At 71.6% G+C, this 16060-nt stretch carries 18 protein-coding genes; 8 read left to right on the top strand and 10 right to left on the bottom strand.

Annotated features, from left to right (window positions below; genetic code table 11):
- Positions 1-22: 22 nt before the first annotated feature.
- Complete coding sequence (gene nucS, locus ABD126_RS08625) at positions 23-682, bottom strand: endonuclease NucS (RefSeq protein ID WP_343933166.1); 660 nt, start codon at positions 680-682, stop codon at positions 23-25.
- 117 nt (positions 683-799) lie between these two features.
- Here nucS and ABD126_RS08620 point away from each other — a divergent pair, with 117 nt between their 5' ends.
- Genes ABD126_RS08620 through ABD126_RS08610 form a run of 3 tightly spaced genes read left to right on the top strand, consistent with a single transcriptional unit; the run spans position 800 to position 3149 of the window.
- Positions 800-2098, top strand: a complete 1299-nt coding sequence (locus ABD126_RS08620) for an amino acid permease (protein ID WP_343933617.1) — start codon at positions 800-802, stop codon at positions 2096-2098.
- Between the two features lie 2 nt (positions 2099-2100).
- On the top strand, positions 2101-2637 hold the full coding sequence (locus ABD126_RS08615; RefSeq protein WP_343933165.1) for an NUDIX domain-containing protein: 537 nt from the start codon (positions 2101-2103) through the stop codon (positions 2635-2637).
- Complete coding sequence (locus ABD126_RS08610; RefSeq protein ID WP_343933164.1) at positions 2634-3149, top strand: GNAT family N-acetyltransferase; 516 nt, start codon at positions 2634-2636, stop codon at positions 3147-3149. Before ABD126_RS08615 ends, ABD126_RS08610 begins: the two co-directional genes overlap by 4 nt.
- Before the next feature lie 6 nt (positions 3150-3155).
- Here the strand turns inward: ABD126_RS08610 and ABD126_RS08605 are convergent, their stop codons facing one another.
- The gene (locus tag ABD126_RS08605; RefSeq protein ID WP_343933163.1) at positions 3156-3929 is read right to left on the bottom strand and encodes an enoyl-CoA hydratase-related protein; all 774 of its coding nucleotides are present in this window, start codon (positions 3927-3929) and stop codon (positions 3156-3158) included.
- A 56-nt stretch (positions 3930-3985) separates the two neighbouring features.
- Between ABD126_RS08605 and ABD126_RS08600 the strand changes: the two genes are divergently transcribed.
- A complete protein-coding gene (locus tag ABD126_RS08600) occupies positions 3986-4792 on the top strand; it encodes a hypothetical protein (RefSeq protein ID WP_343933162.1) in 807 nt (268 codons plus the stop codon).
- Here ABD126_RS08600 and ABD126_RS08595 read toward each other — a convergent pair.
- The gene (locus tag ABD126_RS08595; protein WP_343933161.1) at positions 4779-5729 is read right to left on the bottom strand and encodes a GlxA family transcriptional regulator; all 951 of its coding nucleotides are present in this window, start codon (positions 5727-5729) and stop codon (positions 4779-4781) included. The genes ABD126_RS08600 and ABD126_RS08595 overlap by 14 nt on opposite strands.
- 72 nt (positions 5730-5801) lie before the next feature.
- On the opposite strand from ABD126_RS08595, the gene ABD126_RS08590 reads away from it, so the two are divergent.
- Positions 5802-6329 (top strand): cysteine hydrolase family protein, encoded by a 528-nt coding sequence (locus ABD126_RS08590; protein ID WP_343933160.1) that lies wholly within the window; start codon positions 5802-5804, stop codon positions 6327-6329.
- A gap of 52 nt (positions 6330-6381) precedes the next feature.
- On the opposite strand, the gene ABD126_RS08585 is transcribed toward ABD126_RS08590, so the two are convergent.
- Complete coding sequence (locus ABD126_RS08585; RefSeq protein ID WP_343933159.1) at positions 6382-8373, bottom strand: protein meaA; 1992 nt, start codon at positions 8371-8373, stop codon at positions 6382-6384.
- Positions 8374-8464: 91 nt separating this feature from the next.
- Between ABD126_RS08585 and ABD126_RS08580 the strand changes: the two genes are divergently transcribed.
- The gene (locus ABD126_RS08580; RefSeq protein WP_343933158.1) at positions 8465-8764 is read left to right on the top strand and encodes a hypothetical protein; all 300 of its coding nucleotides are present in this window, start codon (positions 8465-8467) and stop codon (positions 8762-8764) included.
- On the opposite strand, the gene murA is transcribed toward ABD126_RS08580, so the two are convergent.
- Complete coding sequence (murA, locus tag ABD126_RS08575) at positions 8754-10013, bottom strand: UDP-N-acetylglucosamine 1-carboxyvinyltransferase (protein WP_343933157.1); 1260 nt, start codon at positions 10011-10013, stop codon at positions 8754-8756. The two genes, ABD126_RS08580 and murA, sit on opposite strands and share 11 nt — an antisense overlap.
- A 91-nt stretch (positions 10014-10104) precedes the next feature.
- On the opposite strand from murA, the gene ABD126_RS08570 reads away from it, so the two are divergent.
- Positions 10105-10677: a cob(I)yrinic acid a,c-diamide adenosyltransferase gene (locus ABD126_RS08570; protein ID WP_343933156.1), complete on the top strand. Its 573-nt coding sequence runs from the start codon at positions 10105-10107 to the stop codon at positions 10675-10677.
- 270 nt (positions 10678-10947) lie between these two features.
- Here ABD126_RS08570 and ABD126_RS08565 read toward each other — a convergent pair whose 3' ends face one another.
- Both ABD126_RS08565 and ABD126_RS08560 read right to left on the bottom strand, forming a co-directional pair.
- Positions 10948-11382 carry a DUF2550 domain-containing protein gene (locus ABD126_RS08565; RefSeq protein ID WP_343933155.1) on the bottom strand — a complete coding sequence of 145 codons (435 nt, stop codon included), beginning with the start codon at positions 11380-11382 and terminating at the stop codon, positions 10948-10950.
- 22 nt (positions 11383-11404) lie between these two features.
- Positions 11405-11770 (bottom strand): F0F1 ATP synthase subunit epsilon, encoded by a 366-nt coding sequence (locus ABD126_RS08560; protein ID WP_343933154.1) that lies wholly within the window; start codon positions 11768-11770, stop codon positions 11405-11407.
- Positions 11771-12153: 383 nt separating this feature from the next.
- Here ABD126_RS08560 and ABD126_RS08555 point away from each other — a divergent pair, with 383 nt between their 5' ends.
- Positions 12154-12885 (top strand): IclR family transcriptional regulator, encoded by a 732-nt coding sequence (locus ABD126_RS08555; protein ID WP_343933153.1) that lies wholly within the window; start codon positions 12154-12156, stop codon positions 12883-12885.
- Positions 12886-12953: 68 nt separating this feature from the next.
- On the opposite strand, the gene ABD126_RS08550 is transcribed toward ABD126_RS08555, so the two are convergent.
- The 3 genes from ABD126_RS08550 to ABD126_RS08540 form a co-directional block, all read right to left on the bottom strand.
- Complete coding sequence (locus ABD126_RS08550; RefSeq protein WP_343933152.1) at positions 12954-13439, bottom strand: YcxB family protein; 486 nt, start codon at positions 13437-13439, stop codon at positions 12954-12956.
- Positions 13440-13717: 278 nt separating this feature from the next.
- On the bottom strand, positions 13718-15154 hold the full coding sequence (atpD, locus tag ABD126_RS08545; RefSeq protein ID WP_343933151.1) for a F0F1 ATP synthase subunit beta: 1437 nt from the start codon (positions 15152-15154) through the stop codon (positions 13718-13720).
- Positions 15147-16055, bottom strand: coding sequence for a F0F1 ATP synthase subunit gamma (locus tag ABD126_RS08540; protein WP_343933150.1), 909 nt, complete (start codon positions 16053-16055; stop codon positions 15147-15149). The genes atpD and ABD126_RS08540 overlap by 8 nt, the downstream gene beginning before the upstream one ends.
- Between the last annotated feature and the right edge of the window lie 5 nt (positions 16056-16060).

The raw sequence follows: 16060 nt of genomic DNA, 5'->3' as shown, positions 1-16060 counted from the left end.
GAGCCGGCCGCCCGAGGCGGGGTCAGAACAAGCGGAACTCGTCGGGTTCGATGCCGCGCAGCGCGTCGTAGTCCAGGACGACGCAGCGGATGCCCCGGTCCTCCGCCAGCGTGCGCGCCTGGGGCTTGATCTGCTGCGCCGCGAAGACGCCGCGGACCGGGGCCAGGAGCGGGTCGCGGTTGAGCAGGTCCAGGTAGCGGGTCAGTTGTTCGACGCCGTCGATCTCGCCCCGGCGCTTGATCTCCACCGCCACCGACGCGCCGGTCTCGTCGCGGCACATCAGGTCGACCGGGCCGATCGGGGTGGGGAACTCGCGGCGGACCAGGGTCCAGCCCTCGCCGAGGGTGGTCACGTGTTCGGCCAGGAGTTTTTGCAGGTCGGCTTCCACGCCGTCCTTCACCAGGCCGGGCTCGGGGCCCAGTTCGTGCTTGGAGTCGTGGTGGACCTCGGCGAGGGTGATGATCAGCTTCTCGCCCGCCTTGTTCTGCACGACCCACATGTCCGGGTCCTCGATGAGCCAGCACGGCGGGCTCATCCAGTTCAGCGGCTTGAACGCCCGGTCGTCGGAGTGGATCGACACCGAGCCGTCGGCCTTGATCAGCAGCAGGCGCTGGGCCATCGGCAGATGGGCCGTGAGGCGTCCGACGTAGTCGACCTGGCAGCGAGCGATGACTAGGCGCACGGTCGGACAGGCTACGGGGTGCGAGGGGCGCAGCACCGGCAGGTACCGTCGGGCGTCGTGTCGCTGCTTCGCACCAAACCCGTCGAACTCACCCGCGAGACCGGTCTGCGCCGCACCATGGGGCTGGTCCCGCTGGTCGCGCTGTCGGTCGGCGCGACGCTGGGCACCGGCATCTTCGTGGTGCTCGGGCAGGCCGCGCCGGTCGCCGGGCCGGCGGTCGCCGTGTCGTTCGTCGTGGCCGCGTTGGCCGCCCTGTTCTCCGCCCTGTCCTACGCCGAGCTGGCCGGCGCGGTCCCGTTGTCCGGGTCGGCGTACTCGTACGCCTACGCGACGCTGGGCGAGCTGGTGGCGTGGGTGTGCGGCTGGTGCCTGCTGCTGGAGTACGGCGTGTCGGTGGCGGCGGTCGCGGTGGGGTGGAGCGGGTACCTCAACGCTTTCCTCCAAGCCACGGTCGGGTTCGAGCTGCCGGCCGCGGTGTCCGGGGACGTGGTGAACCTGCCGGCCGCTGTCGTGGTGTTGCTGGCCACGGCCGTGCTGCTCGGCGGGGCGAGGGAAAGCGCGCTGGTCACGACGGTGACGACCGTGTTGAAGGTCGCCGTGCTGCTGTTCTTCGTGGCCGTGGCGGTGTTCGGGTTCCACCAGGAGAACCTCACGCCGTTCGCGCCCGCCGGCGTCGCGGGTGTCACCGGGGCCGCCTCGCTGGTGTTCTTCTCCTTCATCGGGTTCGACGCCGCCTCCACCGCCGGTGAGGAGGCCCGCGACCCGCAACGCGACCTGCCCCGGGCCATCGTGATCTCGCTGGCGGTCGTGACCCTGGTCTACGTGCTGGTCGCGCTGACCGCCGTCGGCGCGGTGGGGGTCGGCGTGCTGGAGGGGTCGGACGCGTCGCTGGCGACCGTGCTGGAGCGCGTGACCGGGGCGTCGTGGCCGTCGGTGGTGCTCTCGGCCGGCGCGGTGGTGGCGATCGCGTCCGTCGTGCTGACCGTCCTGTATGGACAGACCCGGGTGCTGGTGGCGATGTCCCGCGACGGCCTGGTGCCGCCGGTGTTCGCCCGCGTCGGGCCGCGCCGGGTGCCCACGGCGAACACGCTCATCGTCGGCTGCGTGGTCGCGGTGCTGGCCGCGCTGGTGCCGCTCGGGCAGCTCGCCGAGGCCACCAGCATCGGCACGCTCGTCGCGTTCGCCCTGGTCAACGTGGGTGTCATCGTGCTGCGGCGGACCCGGCCGGACCTGCCGCGCGGCTTCCGCACGCCGTGGGTGCCGGTGGTGCCGCTGCTGGGCGTGGCGCTGTGCGTGCTGCTGGTCGCGGGGCTCGCGCCGGTGACCTGGTTGGCGTTCGGGATCTGGTCCGTGGTGGGGTTGGTGGTGTACTTCGCCTACGGGCGCAGGCGCTCGCAGCTGGCACAGGGAGAGTGATCGTGGAGACCCTCGGATCGCGTGAGGTGTACGCGAACCCGTGGATGACGGTCCGGGAGGACCCGATCCGGCGGGCCGACGGCACGACCGGGATCTACGGCGTGGTGGACAAGCCGGACTACGCGCTGGTCATCCCGCTGGACGGGGAACGGCTGCGGCTGGTCGAGCAGTACCGCTACCCGCTGGGGATGCGGCGCTGGGAGTTCCCCCAGGGCACCGCGCCGGAGGGCGCCGACCCCACCCCGCGCGCGCTGGCCGAGCGCGAGCTGCGCGAGGAGACCGGGCTGCGCGCCGGGAAGCTGGTGGAGCTGGGCCTGCTCGACGTCGCGCCGGGCATGTCCAGCCAGCGCGGCCGGGTGTTCCTGGCCACCGACCTGATCGAGGGCTTCCACGAGCGCGAGCACGAGGAGCAGGACATGCGCTCGGCGTGGTTCCCGCGCGCGGAGTTCGAGGCGATGGTGGCGCGCGGCGAGATCACCGACGCCCAGTCGATCGCCGCCTACACCCTGCTCCTGCTGCACGAGCACGCCCAGCCGTGACCGGGGTCGAGGAGTTGCTGTCCGCCGACGTCCTGGCGTTCGCCGACGATCTGGCGGACGTGCTGTGCGACGCCGTGGACGGGGGCGCGTCCGTGGGCTTCCTGGCGCCGCTGCCGCACGCGCGGGCCGCCGCGTGGTGGAAGTCGCGGGCGGCGGCCGTGGCGAACGGGGTCCTGTCGGTGTGGGTCGCGCGGGTCGGGGACCGGATCGCCGGCACCGTGCAGGTCGCGGCGACCACGACCCCCAACGGCACGCACCGCGCCGAGGTGCTGAAACTGCTGGTGCACCGGGACTTCCGGGGCCGGGGCCTGGGCCGCGCCCTGCTGGCGGAGGCGGAGAAGGGCGCGGCGGCGCGAGGGGCGTCCCTGCTGGTGCTGGACACCCAGACCGGCTCGGCCGCCGAACGGCTGTACCGGGCGGCGGGGTGGACGGAGGCGGGCGTGATCCCGGACTTCGCCGCCGACCCCGGTGGCGTGCTGCGGCCGACGACGTTGTTCTACAAGAAGGTCTGACCGGGGTCAGTCCGTCCAGTCCGGCTTGCGCTTCTCCAGGAACGACGACATGCCCTCCTTGGCCGCCGGGGTCTGCGACGCCGCCGCCATCACCTCCACCGCGATGGCGTAGGCGTCGGCCTCCGGCCGGTCGAGCTGGGCGTAGACGGTCTGCTTGCCCAGGGCTTTGCTCGCCCGGCTGCCGCGCGTGGCCCGGCGCATCAGCTCGTCCACGGCCTCGTCCAGCTCGGCCAGCGGCACGACGCGGTTGACCAGGCCCCACTGCTCGGCGGTGCGGGCGTCCACCACGTCACCGGTCAGCGCCATCTCCATCAGGCGCTTGCGGCCGATCGCGCGGGCCACCGGCACGGCGGGCGTGTGGCAGAACCAGCCGCCCTTGCCGCCGGGCAGCGCGAACCCGGCCTCCTCGGCGGCCACCGCCAGGTCGCAGGACGCCACCAGCTGGCACCCCGCCGCCGTCGCCAGGGCGTGCACCCGGGCGATCACCACCTGCGGGACGGACTCGATGGTGCGCATCAGGTCCGTGCACAGGGTCAGCAGCTCGCGCACGCCCTCAAGGTCGCGGGACGCCACGTCGGCGAAGTCATGGCCCGCCGAGAACACCGGCCCCTCACCGGCCAGCACGACCCCCACGGCGTCGGTGCCGGCCACCGCGCGAAACGCCGCCAGCAGCTCGGCGAGGTGGTCGTGGGACAGCGAGTTGCGCCTGCTCGCCCGGTCCATCGTGATCCGGACGACGTGGTCCGCCTCTTCGACGCGAATGTGCTGGTATCCGGCCATGTCCCGACCGTAGTCGGCCGTGCAACCGCCCGCGCGCGGCACTCCGTCCTCCAGGCATGAGACGACTGCTCGTGCTCGCGGTGACCGCCGTCCTGGCCGGGTGCGGCGCCACCCACGACGCCGCCTCCCCCGCCCCGCTGGTCACCGGCCCCGCGCCGGTCGACTTCCCGGTCACGGCCAAGCCCCGGCCGATCGTGCTGCTCGGGTCGCGGGTGGAGGTCGTGGACGGGTACCGGTCCGGGGAGGAGAAGCTGGGCGCGTCCGAGAGCGGTTTCGAGTTCGTCGGCACGCCGCCCGCCACGCCGGAGCCCGCCACCGTGACGCTGCCCGACGGCCCGGCGCAACTGGCGTTCGTCCCGGCGGCCGACGCGTTGCAGGCGGTCGGCGCGCCACCGCGCGGCAAGGGGCAGCAGAACGCGCCGGTGCGGCTGGTGAGCGCCGAGTTCGGCACGGCGGAGTTCACCACGGACCGGGGCCGGTGGCCGCTGCCGGCGTGGCGGTTCACCACCGAGGCGGGCAGCGTCGTGGCCACGCCCGCGCTGTCGCCGGACCTGTTCTGGCGGTTGGGCGAGGTGCAGCCGGCCGTGACCGCGAACGCCACCGGCGACGGAACCGACCTCACCGTGTCGATGCCCGCGCCACCCGAGCCGTGCCCCGGCGACGAACCCGCGCGCAACGAGCCCGTGGTGAGCGAGTCGGAGACGTCGGTGACGGTGACCGTGCGGACCATCGGGAAGGTCGGCGACTGCCCGCGCACGCTGGCGCTGAAGCTCGACCCCTACCCGGTGAGACTGGCCAAGCCGCTGGGCAACCGGTTGCTGGTGGACGCGCAGGGCGGGGTCGTGGCGGTCACGACGCGGTAGGGACGCGGAACGTGCGGCGGTAGGCGTCCGGCGCGACCCCGAGTTCGGCGCGCAGCCGCCGCCGCAGGTTCGCGGCCGTGCCCAGCCCGGACCGCTCGGCGACGCGGTCCACGGGCAGGTCCGTGGTCTCCAGGAGCCGTTGGGCGAGCAGCACCCGCTGCCGCTGGAGCCACCGGCCCGGGGTGCTGCCGGTGGCGGCGAGGAACACGCGGTGGAACGTGCGTTCGCTCAGGCCCGCGTGCTCGGCGAGGTCGCCGACGCCGACGGGGTCGGCGAGCCGGTCCACCGCCCAGTCCACCGTGGACGCGATGCCGTCGCGGTCCGGCCTGGGCGGCAGGGGCGGGTCGACGTACTGGCGTTGACCACCCTCCCGGGTCGGCGGCATGACCAGGCGGCGGGCCAGCGCGGCGGCGACCTCCGCGCCGTGCGCCCGGCGGACCAGGTGCAGGCACAGGTCCAGCCCGCCGACGACCCCCGCGGAGGTCAGCACGCGGCCTTCGTCGGTGAACAGGACGTCCCGCAGGACGGTGGCGCTGGGCGCGGCGCGTTCGAGGGTGTCCAGGAGCCGCCAGTGCGTGGTCGCCCCACGGCCGTCCAACAGCCCCGCGGCGGCCAGCGTGAACGCTCCCGAGCACAGCGCGGCCACCGTGCCGTCGAACGCCCTCAGCGCCCGGACGACCGACCGCGGCACCTCCGCCAGCGGGTCCACCCGCCCCGGCACCACCACCAGGTCGCAGCCCGCGAGCCCGGACAGCCCGTGCGTGGCCTGGAGGTGCCCGACCGGGTGCAGCGGCGTGGCGCGGCGGCCCGGCGCGCACAGGCGCAGCTCGAACGGCCCGATCCCGGCGTCGGACCGGTCCACGCCCCACACCTCGCCGACCACGGAGACGTCGAACGTCCGGCTGCCGGGCAGCACCAGCACCCCCACCACGCGCATGGCAGGAAAGTACCGGATCGCGCCGCTCCTGCCACTCGTCCGCCTCGGGCCGGCGCGCGCAGACTGGCCGCCATGACGAACACCGCGCTCATCATCGTGGACGTGCAGCAGGGCTTCGACGACCCGGTGTGGGGCCGCCGCAACAACCCCGACGCCGAGGCCAACATCGCCGCCCTGCTGGACTCCTGGGACGGCCCGCTGGTCCTGGTGCGGCACGACTCGACCAAGCCCGGCTCGACCCTGCACCCCGACTCGCCCGGCAACCGCTTCAAGCCCGAACTCGACCGCGCCGACCCGGACCTGGTGTTCGGCAAGAAGGTCAACTCCGCGTTCCACGGCGAGGTGGACCTGCACGCGTGGCTGACCAACCGCGGCATCACCGACATCGTGCTGGCCGGCATCCAGACCAACATGTGCGTCGAGACCACCGCCCGGGTCGGCGGCAACCTCGGCTACCGGGTCAAGCTGGTCCTCGACGCCACCTTCACGTTCGACCTCGAAGACCTGACCGCGGAACAGCTCTACGCGGCGACGGCGACCAACCTGCGCGGCGGCGGGTTCGCCGAGATCGTGTCCACCAAGGACGTCACCGGCCGTTGACCCGCGCGGACGCCCACCCGGCCCGACGCGGTGGGCGTCCGAAACCCGCCGACTACAGGCCGCGGGCCTGCCGGACCACGGAGACGATCTCGTCCATGATCTGGGTCAGCTCGTAGTCCTTGGGCGTGAAGACCCGCGCGATGCCGCGGTCCACGAGCTTGGCCGCGTCGTCGGGCGGCACGATCCCGCCCACGATCACCGGCACGTCGCCCGCCCCAGCCGCGCGCAGGCCGTCGACCACCGCGGGCACGACCTCCAGGTGCGAGCCGGACAGGATGGACAGGCCCACCACGTGCACGTCCTCCTGCACGGCGGCCGCCACGATCTGCGCCGGGGTCAGGCGGATGCCCTGGTAGACCACCTCGAAGCCGACGTCGCGCGCCCGCACCGCCACCTGCTCGGCGCCGTTGGAGTGCCCGTCCAAGCCGGGCTTGCCGACCAGGATGCGCAGCCGCTCCCCGAGTTCCTCACCGGTCGCCCGCACCCGTTCGCGCACGCGGGCGATCTCCGCACCGGCCTCACCGGACGCCGACGCGGCGGAAACCCCGGTGGGAGCGCGGTACTCGCCGAACGTCTCGCGCAGCGCGGACGCCCACTCGCCCGTCGTCACGCCGGCCTTGGCGCACGCGATGGTCGCCTCGACCAGGTTCTGGTCGGTCTTCGCCGCCGCGCGCAGGGCGTCCAAAGTGGACGACACGAGGCCGTTGTCCCGCGCCGAACGCCAAGCCCGGATCGCCTCGACCGCGTGCTGCTCCACGATCGGGTCGATGGTCTCGATCGCGTTCGCGCCCTCGGCCTGCAACGGCGACGGCTCGGTGGTGGCGAACTTGTTGACGCCGACCACGACGTCCTCACCGGCCTCGATCCGCCGCCGGCGCTCGGCCAGCGACGACACGAGCTGCGACTTCATGTACCCGGACTCGACGGCCGCCACCGCGCCGCCCATCGCCTGCACGCGGTCGATCTCCTCGCGCGCGCCGGCCACGATCTCGGCGACCTTGGCCTCGATGACGTGCGACCCGGCGAAGATGTCCTCGTACTCCAACAGGTCCGTCTCGTAGGCCAGCACCTGCTGCATGCGCAGCGCCCACTGCTGGTCCCACGGCCGCGGCAGGCCCAGGGCCTCGTTCCACGCGGGCAGCTGGATCGCGCGGGCGCGGGCGTCGCGGGACAGCGTCACCGCGAGCATCTCCAGCACGATCCGCTGGACGTTGTTCTCCGGCTGCGCCTCGGTCAGCCCCAGCGAGTTGACCTGCACGCCGTAGCGGAACCGGCGGTGCTTGGGGTTCTCGATGCCGTACCGGTCGCGGGTGATCTCGTCCCACAGCTGGACGAACGCCCGCATCTTGGCCATCTCCTCGACGAACCGCACACCGGCGTTCACGAAGAACGAGATGCGCGCGACGACCTCGCCGCGCCGCTCCTCGGGCACCTGGCCGGAGTCGAACACCGAGTCCAGCACGGCGATCGCGGTGGACATCGAGTACGCGATCTCCTGCGCCGGCGTCGCGCCGACCTCTTGCAGGTGGTACGAGCAGATGTTGATCGGGTTCCACTTCGGCACGTTCGCGACGGTCCACGCCACCATGTCGGTGATCAGCCGCAGGCTCGGGCCGGGCGGGAACACGTACGTGCCGCGGGACAGGTACTCCTTGATGATGTCGTTCTGCGTCGTGCCGGCCAGGGCCGCGCGGTCCGCGCCCTGCTCCTCGGCGACGCTGACGTACAGCGCGAGCAGCCACATGGCGGTCGCGTTGATGGTCATCGAGGTGTTCGCCTCGCCCAGCGGGATCTGGTCGAACAGCGCCCGCATGTCCCCGATGTGGCTGATCGGCACGCCGACCTTGCCGACCTCGCCCTTGGCGAGCTCGTCGTCGGGGTCGTACCCGGTCTGCGTGGGCAGGTCGAAGGCCACGGACAGGCCCGTCTGACCCTTGGCCAGGTTGCGGCGGTAGAGCGCGTTGGACGCGGTCGCGCTGGAGTGCCCCGCGTAAGTCCGCATCACCCACGGGCGGTCGCGCTCACGGTCGGCCGGATACGGCACGGCAACCTCCTACGACGTTGTTCCCCGTAGCGTACTGACGAGTAACTCACGCCGCGCGTGGCGTTGCCCACTGAATCGAGCACGGAGGAGCATGGGGGCCGTGACCGCGCTCACCCAGACGTTGCTGCTGCTCGTGGTCCTCGCCGCGCTCGCCCTCGTGCTGCGGTGGGCGTTCGGGAACGACCGGCACGGCGTGCCCGACCACACCGGCGAGGACTTCGGGCTGCTGGTCGAGGTGGCCGTGCTGCCGACCGCGGAGGCGGCCGAGGTGCTGGCCAAGCGGTTGCGGGACGCGGGCATCAGGGTGACCGTGGCGCGCCGCGGCGCCGGGCACCGCCTGCTGGTCTTCCCCGCGGACGTGCCCGACGCCAAGCTCCTGCTCAGGCCGTGACCCGCTCCACGGTCGCGCCGAGCTTGCGCAGGTTCTCCACGAACCCGGGGTAGCCGCGCTCGATGTGGAAGATCTCGTACACCTCGGTCACGCCGTCCGCGCACAGCCCGGCCAGCACCAGCCCCGCGCCCGCGCGGATGTCGGAGGCCCACACCGGCGCGCTGGACAGCCTCTCCACACCGCGCACGACCGCGTGGTGGCCGTCGGTGCGCGCGTCGGCCCCGAGCCGCACCATCTCCTCGATGAACCGGAACCGCGCCTCGAACAGGTTCTCGGTGATCATCGACGTGCCCTCGGACACGCTGGACAGCGCGATCGCGAAGGGCTGGAGGTCGGTCGCGAACCCCGGGTAGGGCAGCGTCACGAAGTCCACCGACTGCGGCCGGCCCTGCTGCACCACGCGGAACCCGTCGGAGTCGAACGTCGTGACCTCCGCGCCCGCCATCCGCAGCTTCTCCAGCACCAGGTCGAGGTGGTGCGGGTTCACGCCGCGCACGGTGATGTCACCCCGCGTCATCGCCGCCGCGAACGCCCAGGTCGCGCCGACGATCCGGTCACCGATGACCCGGTGCTCGGTCGGCCGCAGCGACTCGACGCCGTGCACGGTCAGCGTCGAGGTGCCCGCGCCCTCGATCTTCGCGCCCATCTGCTGGAGCATCACGCAGATGTCGACGATCTCCGGCTCGCGGGCCGCGTTGTCGATGACCGTCGTGCCGTTCGCCAGCACCGCCGCCATCAGGATGTTCTCGGTCGCGCCGACGCTGGGGAAGTCCAACCAGATCTGCGCCCCGTGCAGCCCCTCGGCCTCGGCGACCACGCACCCGTGCTCGATCTCGCTGTGCGCCCCGAGCTTGCGCAGCCCGCTCTGGTGCATGTCCAACGGCCGCGACCCGATCGCGTCCCCACCGGGCAACGCGACCACCGCGCGCCTGCACCGCCCCACCAGCGGCCCGAGCACGCACACGGAGGCGCGGAGCTTGCCCATCGCCTCGGAGTCGGCCCGGTGGTTGAGCTCCTTGGGCGTGGTGATGGTGGCGACGTCACCGGACAGCGTCACCTCACAACCGAGGCTGCGCAGGACGTCGGCCATCAGCGGCACGTCCAGGATCTCGGGGCAGTTGGTGATGGTGGTCGTGCCCTCGGCCAGCAGGGCCGCCGCCATCAGCTTCAACACGCTGTTCTTGGCGCCGACGACGTCGACCTCGCCGACCAGCCGCGCACCGCCCTGGACCCGGAAGTGTTCGCTCACCAAGGAAACTCCTCATCCGGTTGTGGTTGCGCCGCAATCGTACGGATCCACTGAATCAAGCCAGTGCCCGGAGCCCCTTACAGTGCAGGGCATGGCGGTTCACCTCACCAAGATCTACACCCGCGTGGGCGACGACGGCACCACGGGCCTGGGCGACTTCACCCGGGTCCCCAAGACCTCGCCCCGCATCACGGCCTACGCGGACTGCGACGAGACCAACGCGGCCCTGGGCGTGGCACTGGCCCTGGGCGCGCTGGACGAGGACGTCGCAGGCGTGGTGCGAAAGGTCCAGAACGACCTGTTCGACGTGGGCGCGGACCTGTGCACCCCCATCGTCGAAGACCCGGAATACCCACCACTGCGCATCACCCAGCCCTACGTGGACCGCCTGGAGGCGTGGTGTGACGAGTACAACAGCCGAGTGGGCAAACTGGAGTCGTTCATCCTCAACGGCGGCACGCCAGGCGCGGCCCTGCTCCACCAGGCCCGCACGATCGCGCGCCGAGCAGAACGGTCCACCTGGGCACTGGTCGAAGCCGAACCGGACACGACGAACGCACTGGCCGCGAAGTACCTCAACCGCCTGAGCGACCTGCTCTTCATCCTCGCCCGAGTAGCCAACCCGGACGGCGACGTCCTCTGGCAGCCGGGCGGCAACGCCTGACAAGCCCGAAGCGCCACGGGCTGCCAAGCCACAGGAAGGGCCTCGGTTCGTTCCCCGTACGGCCTGGGCGAAGCCCAACCGCGCTTCAGCCTTCTCCGCAACCACGCTTCACCGGTTGCGGAGAAGGCTGAAGGGTGGTTGCCTCCGGCAGGTCGTGCGGGGAACGAACCGACGCCCTTCCACCCCCGGGGGCCTGCCGCGCGGCGAGCGCCGCTTTTCGCTTTTGGCTTTGAGCGCGTCGGACTCTTCTTTGGCTTTGAGCGCTCGGACTCAAGAAGCCCAAGGAATAGAACGCCCGGGAGGAGCGGACTCCAACCAGGACAGGAACCCGGTGAGGGCATCAGGCCCCATGGCGATCTCCACCGCCTCCCCCTTGGCCCCGCTGCAACGCAACACGACCGCGCCCTGAGGCATGGCGTACGCCTCGGACGCGGTCGGTTCACGTCGGTCGTCGATCTCGAACCCGTCCCGGTAGATGACCCGGTCCGGCCCGGTGCGCAGGCTCAGCGCGCGGGACCACACGAACTCGTCACCCCGGTAGTGCCCCACGCCCAGGTGCCAGCCCCGGCCACCGCCGTCCAGGCGGGTCCTCAGGGCCACGTGCACGCCACCGGCGCGCAGCAGGCGGATGCGGCGCCACGCGAGGTACGCGAGGACCACCACCGCGACGAACAGGACCACCCCGACGACTTCGGCGATCCCCACGGCGCTTGTCCGCTCGTCCGCGTCAGGCCGAGTGACCCGCGGCGCGCAGCCGCGCGAGTGCCCTGGCCCGCTCCACGTCGTCCGCGTTCCCCAGCGCCGACCGGGCCTCGTCCACGTCGATCTCGTGGGCGAGCTCCGCGGCCTCGGCGAGGATGCTCACGCCGTCACCGGTCACGGACAGGAAGCCGCCGTGCACGGCCGCGGTGACCAGCTCGTTCTCGACGGTCCGGATGCGCACCACGCCGCCCTCGACCAACTGGCCCAGGACGGGCTCGTGACCGGGCAGGATGCCGATCTCGCCCTCGGTCGTCTGCGCGACCACCGAGGTGGCCGTCCCGGACCACAGGCGGCGTTCCACGGCGACCAACTGGACGGTCATCTCGGCCACGGGCATCTCCCTTGTCTGGCACTGGAGTCGTGTGCAGTCTAAACGGTCGCCAGAAGAGCCTGCCGCCCCAGCCACCCTCAGCGCTGCTCCACGTGTGGTACCACCCGGCCGGAGGTCACTCCGACTGCGGTCACCGCTATTGCGCCCAGGGCCGCGACCAAGGCGAACACGGGTGGGCGACACCCGCAGTGAGCACCCGCGCCACCACCAGTGGCCCGCACACGAACCCCGCCGGCCACAGCGTGAGGTCCGTCACCGGAGCCGAAACGCCCCAGCCCCCTTCCGGTGAGTGGAAGACTGGACCCGTGTCGGTCCCAGCCCAGGGCCCAACCCAGGACCCAGCCCCCGCCCCTGCCCCCGGCCCAGCCACCCCCCAGCCACCCGTGTCGCTGCTGGGCCGGGCGTTCGCGCTGCTCGCCGTGTTCACCGCCGACCGGCCCTCGGCGACGCTGTCCGAGCTGAGCCGCCACTCCGGCCTGCCGCTGAGCACCACGCACCGCCTGGTCCGCGAACTCCTGGCGCACCGGGCGCTGGAACGCGACCCCGACGGTCGCTTCTGGATCGGCCTGCGGCTCTACGAGCTGGGTGCCCTGTCCCCCGGCGCGCTGGACCTGCGGGAGCGGGCGCTGCCGTACCTGGAGGACCTGGTCGAGGTCACGCGGCACAACGTGCAACTGGCCGTGCGGGACGGCCTGGAGGTCGTCTACGTGGAACGGCTGTCCGCTGTGGACGCCGTGAGCATCCTGACCCGCATGGGCTCACGCATGCCCCTGCACGCCACGGGCGTCGGCCTGGTCCTGCTCGCGCACTCCCCGCACGACGTCCAGGAGGACGCCCTGGCGGCACCGCTGAAGCGCTTCACCACCCACACCATCAGCACGCCGAAGGCCCTGCGCTCGGCGCTCGCGGCCGTCCGCCGCGACGGCTACGCCATCTCCGACCGGCAGATCGAGCCCATCACGCACTCGGTCGCGGCCCCGGTCCGGAACGCCTCGGGCGACGTCGTGGCGGCCGTGTCCGTCGTCGTGCCGGTCAAGACGCGCACCGACACCGTCCTCCCGGCCGTACGGGCTTGTGGCCGCGCCATCTCCCGCACGATGGGCTGGCGCTCCTAAACCGCCACCGGCCTGCGCTCCTGAACCGCCACCGGCCTGCGCTCCTAAGCTGCCACCGACGGGCGCTCCTAAGCCGCCACGGGCGGGCGACGACGCGCCAACAGGGCGGTGAACTCGGCCAACTGCTCGGGGTTCATCGCGCTCTTGGCCACAGTCATCACCTGGATCTTGCCGAGCACCAGCATCCACGCGTCGGGCGTCTCCACGACCTTCTCCATCGCCTCCCACCGGATGCGCGACTGGAACGCCGGGTAGGAGAACGACACCCACTCCTCGTCCGCGTCCAACCGGAAGTCGGCCTTGATGCCGGACCACTGCTGCTTGACGGTTGAACCGATCATCATCGGCTTGACCACGAACGCGCAGAAGACGCCCGCCACCACCATGGGTGCCCACAGGACGTACCGCGAGACGTCGAGCGCCGCCATCAGCACGCCCAGCACCAGCAACGCGATCCCCAAGGGCCGGAACCGCTTCACGTGCGGCTGGAGGATGTACTCGATGGTCCGCCGCAGGAGGGTCTCGTCGTAGGGCACGAGGACGTGCGAGTTCATGCCCGAAGCCTAGCGACGCGCGCGCACCCGTTGGGCGAACTCGACAAACCCCGAGCACCAGGACGCCAAGTCCCTCCCGGACACAACGCCGCACCCCCAACCCGACAAGGCCCGCTGGCACAACGGCAAGGCCCGCCGGCACAACGGAAAGGCCCGCCGGCACAACGGAAAGGCCCGCCGGCACAACGGCAAGGCCCGCCGGCACAACGGAAAGGCCCGCCCCCACCAGGGGACGGGCCTCACCGCAGACGGGCCTCACCGGCGAACAGCCGGGGAACTTACTTGCCGGCCAGCTTCTTCGCGTTCTCCTCGACGTCGTTCAGACCACCGCAGGAGAAGAAGGCCTGCTCCGGGTAGTGGTCGAACTCGCCCTTGCAGACGCGGTCGAAGGCCTCGACGGTCTCCTTGATCGGCACGAAGGAGCCCGGCTGGGAGGTGAACTTCTCCGCGACGAAGAAGTTCTGGCCCAGGAAGCGCTCCAGGCGACGGGCGCGGCCGACGAGGACCTTGTCCTCCTCGGACAGCTCGTCCATGCCGAGGATCGCGATGATGTCCTGCAGCTCCTTGTACTTCTGCAGGATCCGCTTGACCTCCTGCGCGACCCGGTAGTGCTCCTCGCCGACGATCGACGGCTCCAGGATCCGGGACGAGGACGACAGCGGGTCCACCGCCGGGTAGATGCCCTTCTGGGAGATCGGACGGGAAAGCTCCGTCGTCGCGTCCAGGTGGGCGAAGGTGGTCGCCGGGGCGGGGTCGGTGTAGTCGTCCGCGGGCACGTAGATGGCCTGCAGCGAGGTGATCGACTTGCCGCGCGTCGAGGTGATGCGCTCCTGGAGCTCACCCATCTCGTCGGCCAGCGTCGGCTGGTAACCCACGGCCGAAGGCATGCGGCCCAGCAGGGTCGAGACCTCGGAACCGGCCTGGGTGAACCGGAAGATGTTGTCGATGAACAGCAGCACGTCCTGGTTCTGGACGTCGCGGAAGTACTCGGCCATGGTCAGCGCCGACAGGGCCACGCGCATACGCGTGCCCGGCGGCTCGTCCATCTGACCGAACACCAGCGCGGTGTCCCCGAGGACCTCCATCTCCTCCATCTCCAGGAGGAGGTCGGTGCCCTCACGGGTGCGCTCGCCGACGCCGGCGAACACCGACGTGCCGGAGAACTCGCGGGCGATCCGGGTGATCATCTCCTGGATGAGCACCGTCTTGCCCACGCCCGCGCCGCCGAACAGGCCGATCTTGCCGCCCTTGACGTACGGGGTCAGCAGGTCGATGACCTTGATGCCCGTCTCCAGGATCTCGGTCTTGCCTTCGAGCTGGTCGAACGACGGGGCCTTGCGGTGGATCTCCCACTGCTCGCCGTCGCGGCCGAGGCCCGGCGAGTCGAGGCAGTCGCCCAGCGCGTTGAACACGTGGCCCTTGACGACGTCGCCGACGGGCACCTTGATGGCGCTGCCGGTGTCGGACACGGTCGCGCCGCGGACCAGGCCGTCGGTCGGCTGCATCGAGATGGTGCGGACCAGGTTGTCACCCAGGTGCTGGGCGACCTCCAGGGTCAGCGTCTTGGCGACGGCCTCGTACGTGATCTCCACGTGGAGGGCGTTGAACAGCTCGGGAACCGCGCCGCGCGGGAACTCCACGTCGACGACGGCGCCAATCACCCGGACCACACGGCCGGTGCGGGTGGTGGTGGCAGTAGCACTCATGTCACTCATCACTTCCTGCGCCACCGGTAAGCGCGGAGGCGCCACCGACGATCTCGCTGATCTCCTGGGTGATCTGGGCCTGGCGGGCCGCGTTGGCCTGGCGGCTCAGGGTGCGCACCAGCTCGGTGGCGTTGTCCGTCGCCGCCTTCATCGCGGTCCGCCGGGCCGCCGACTCGGACGCCGCCGCGTCGAGCAGTGCCGAGAACAGCCGGGTCTTCACGTACTTGGGGAGCAGCGCGCCGAGCAGCGTCTCCGCGTTCGGCTCGAACGAGTACACCGACTGCAGCTTGGCCGGGGTCGGGTCGTACTCGACCTCCATCGGCGCGATGCGCTTGGCGACCGGCTGCTGGCTGAGCATCGACTTGAACTCGGTGTAGACGACGTGCAGCTCGTCCAGGCCACCGGGCTCGTCACCGCCCGCGACGAAGGCCTTCACCAGCTCGTCGCCCGCCTCGGAGGCGTTGACGTAGTGCGGGAGCTGGGAGAACCCGGTCCACTCGTCGACGATCTCGCGGCGGCGGAACCGGTAGTAGCCCACGCCCTTGCGGCCGATGACGTAGAGCACCGGCTCCTTGCCCTCGCTGCGCAGCAGCGAGAACAGCTCCTCGGCCGCCTTCAGCACGTTGGCGTTGTAGCCGCCGCACATGCCCTTGTCGCTGGTCACGACCAGGACGCCGGCCTTCTTCGGGGCCTTGCGCTCGGTCAACAGCGGGTGGTCGAGGTTCGCCGACGCGGTGGCCAGCGCGGACAGCACGCCGGTGATCTCCTCCGCGTACGGCCTCGACGCCGCCACCCGCGCCTGGGCCTTGGCCAGGCGCGAGGTGGCGATCAGCTCGTACGCCTTGGTGATCTTCTTGGTCGAGTTGACCGTGCGGATCCGCTGGCGCAGCTCTCGAATCTGGGCCGCCATGCCTA

This window comes from Saccharothrix mutabilis subsp. mutabilis, from assembly GCF_039521145.1.
Classification (GTDB): domain Bacteria; phylum Actinomycetota; class Actinomycetes; order Mycobacteriales; family Pseudonocardiaceae; genus Actinosynnema; species Actinosynnema mutabilis.
Note: the sequence above shows the minus strand (reverse complement) of the source record. Positions and strands in the feature narration are given on the sequence as shown.

Bases quoted from the DNA above. Each gene is read 5' to 3' on its own strand.
- ABD126_RS08620 (WP_343933617.1), top strand. From the start codon at position 800: ATGGGGCTGGTCCCGCTGGTCGCGCTGTCGGTCGGCGCGACGCTGGGC.
- ABD126_RS08605 (WP_343933163.1), bottom strand. From the start codon at position 3,929: ATGGCCGGATACCAGCACATTCGCGTCGAAGAGGCGGACCACGTCGTC.
- ABD126_RS08600 (WP_343933162.1), top strand. From the start codon at position 3,986: ATGAGACGACTGCTCGTGCTCGCGGTGACCGCCGTCCTGGCCGGGTGC.
- ABD126_RS08595 (WP_343933161.1), bottom strand. From the start codon at position 5,729: ATGCGCGTGGTGGGGGTGCTGGTGCTGCCCGGCAGCCGGACGTTCGAC.
- ABD126_RS08590 (WP_343933160.1), top strand. From the start codon at position 5,802: ATGACGAACACCGCGCTCATCATCGTGGACGTGCAGCAGGGCTTCGAC.
- ABD126_RS08580 (WP_343933158.1), top strand. From the start codon at position 8,465: ATGGGGGCCGTGACCGCGCTCACCCAGACGTTGCTGCTGCTCGTGGTC.
- ABD126_RS08570 (WP_343933156.1), top strand. From the start codon at position 10,105: ATGGCGGTTCACCTCACCAAGATCTACACCCGCGTGGGCGACGACGGC.
- ABD126_RS08550 (WP_343933152.1), bottom strand. From the start codon at position 13,439: ATGAACTCGCACGTCCTCGTGCCCTACGACGAGACCCTCCTGCGGCGG.
- atpD (WP_343933151.1), bottom strand. From the start codon at position 15,154: ATGAGTGACATGAGTGCTACTGCCACCACCACCCGCACCGGCCGTGTG.
- ABD126_RS08540 (WP_343933150.1), bottom strand. From the start codon at position 16,055: ATGGCGGCCCAGATTCGAGAGCTGCGCCAGCGGATCCGCACGGTCAAC.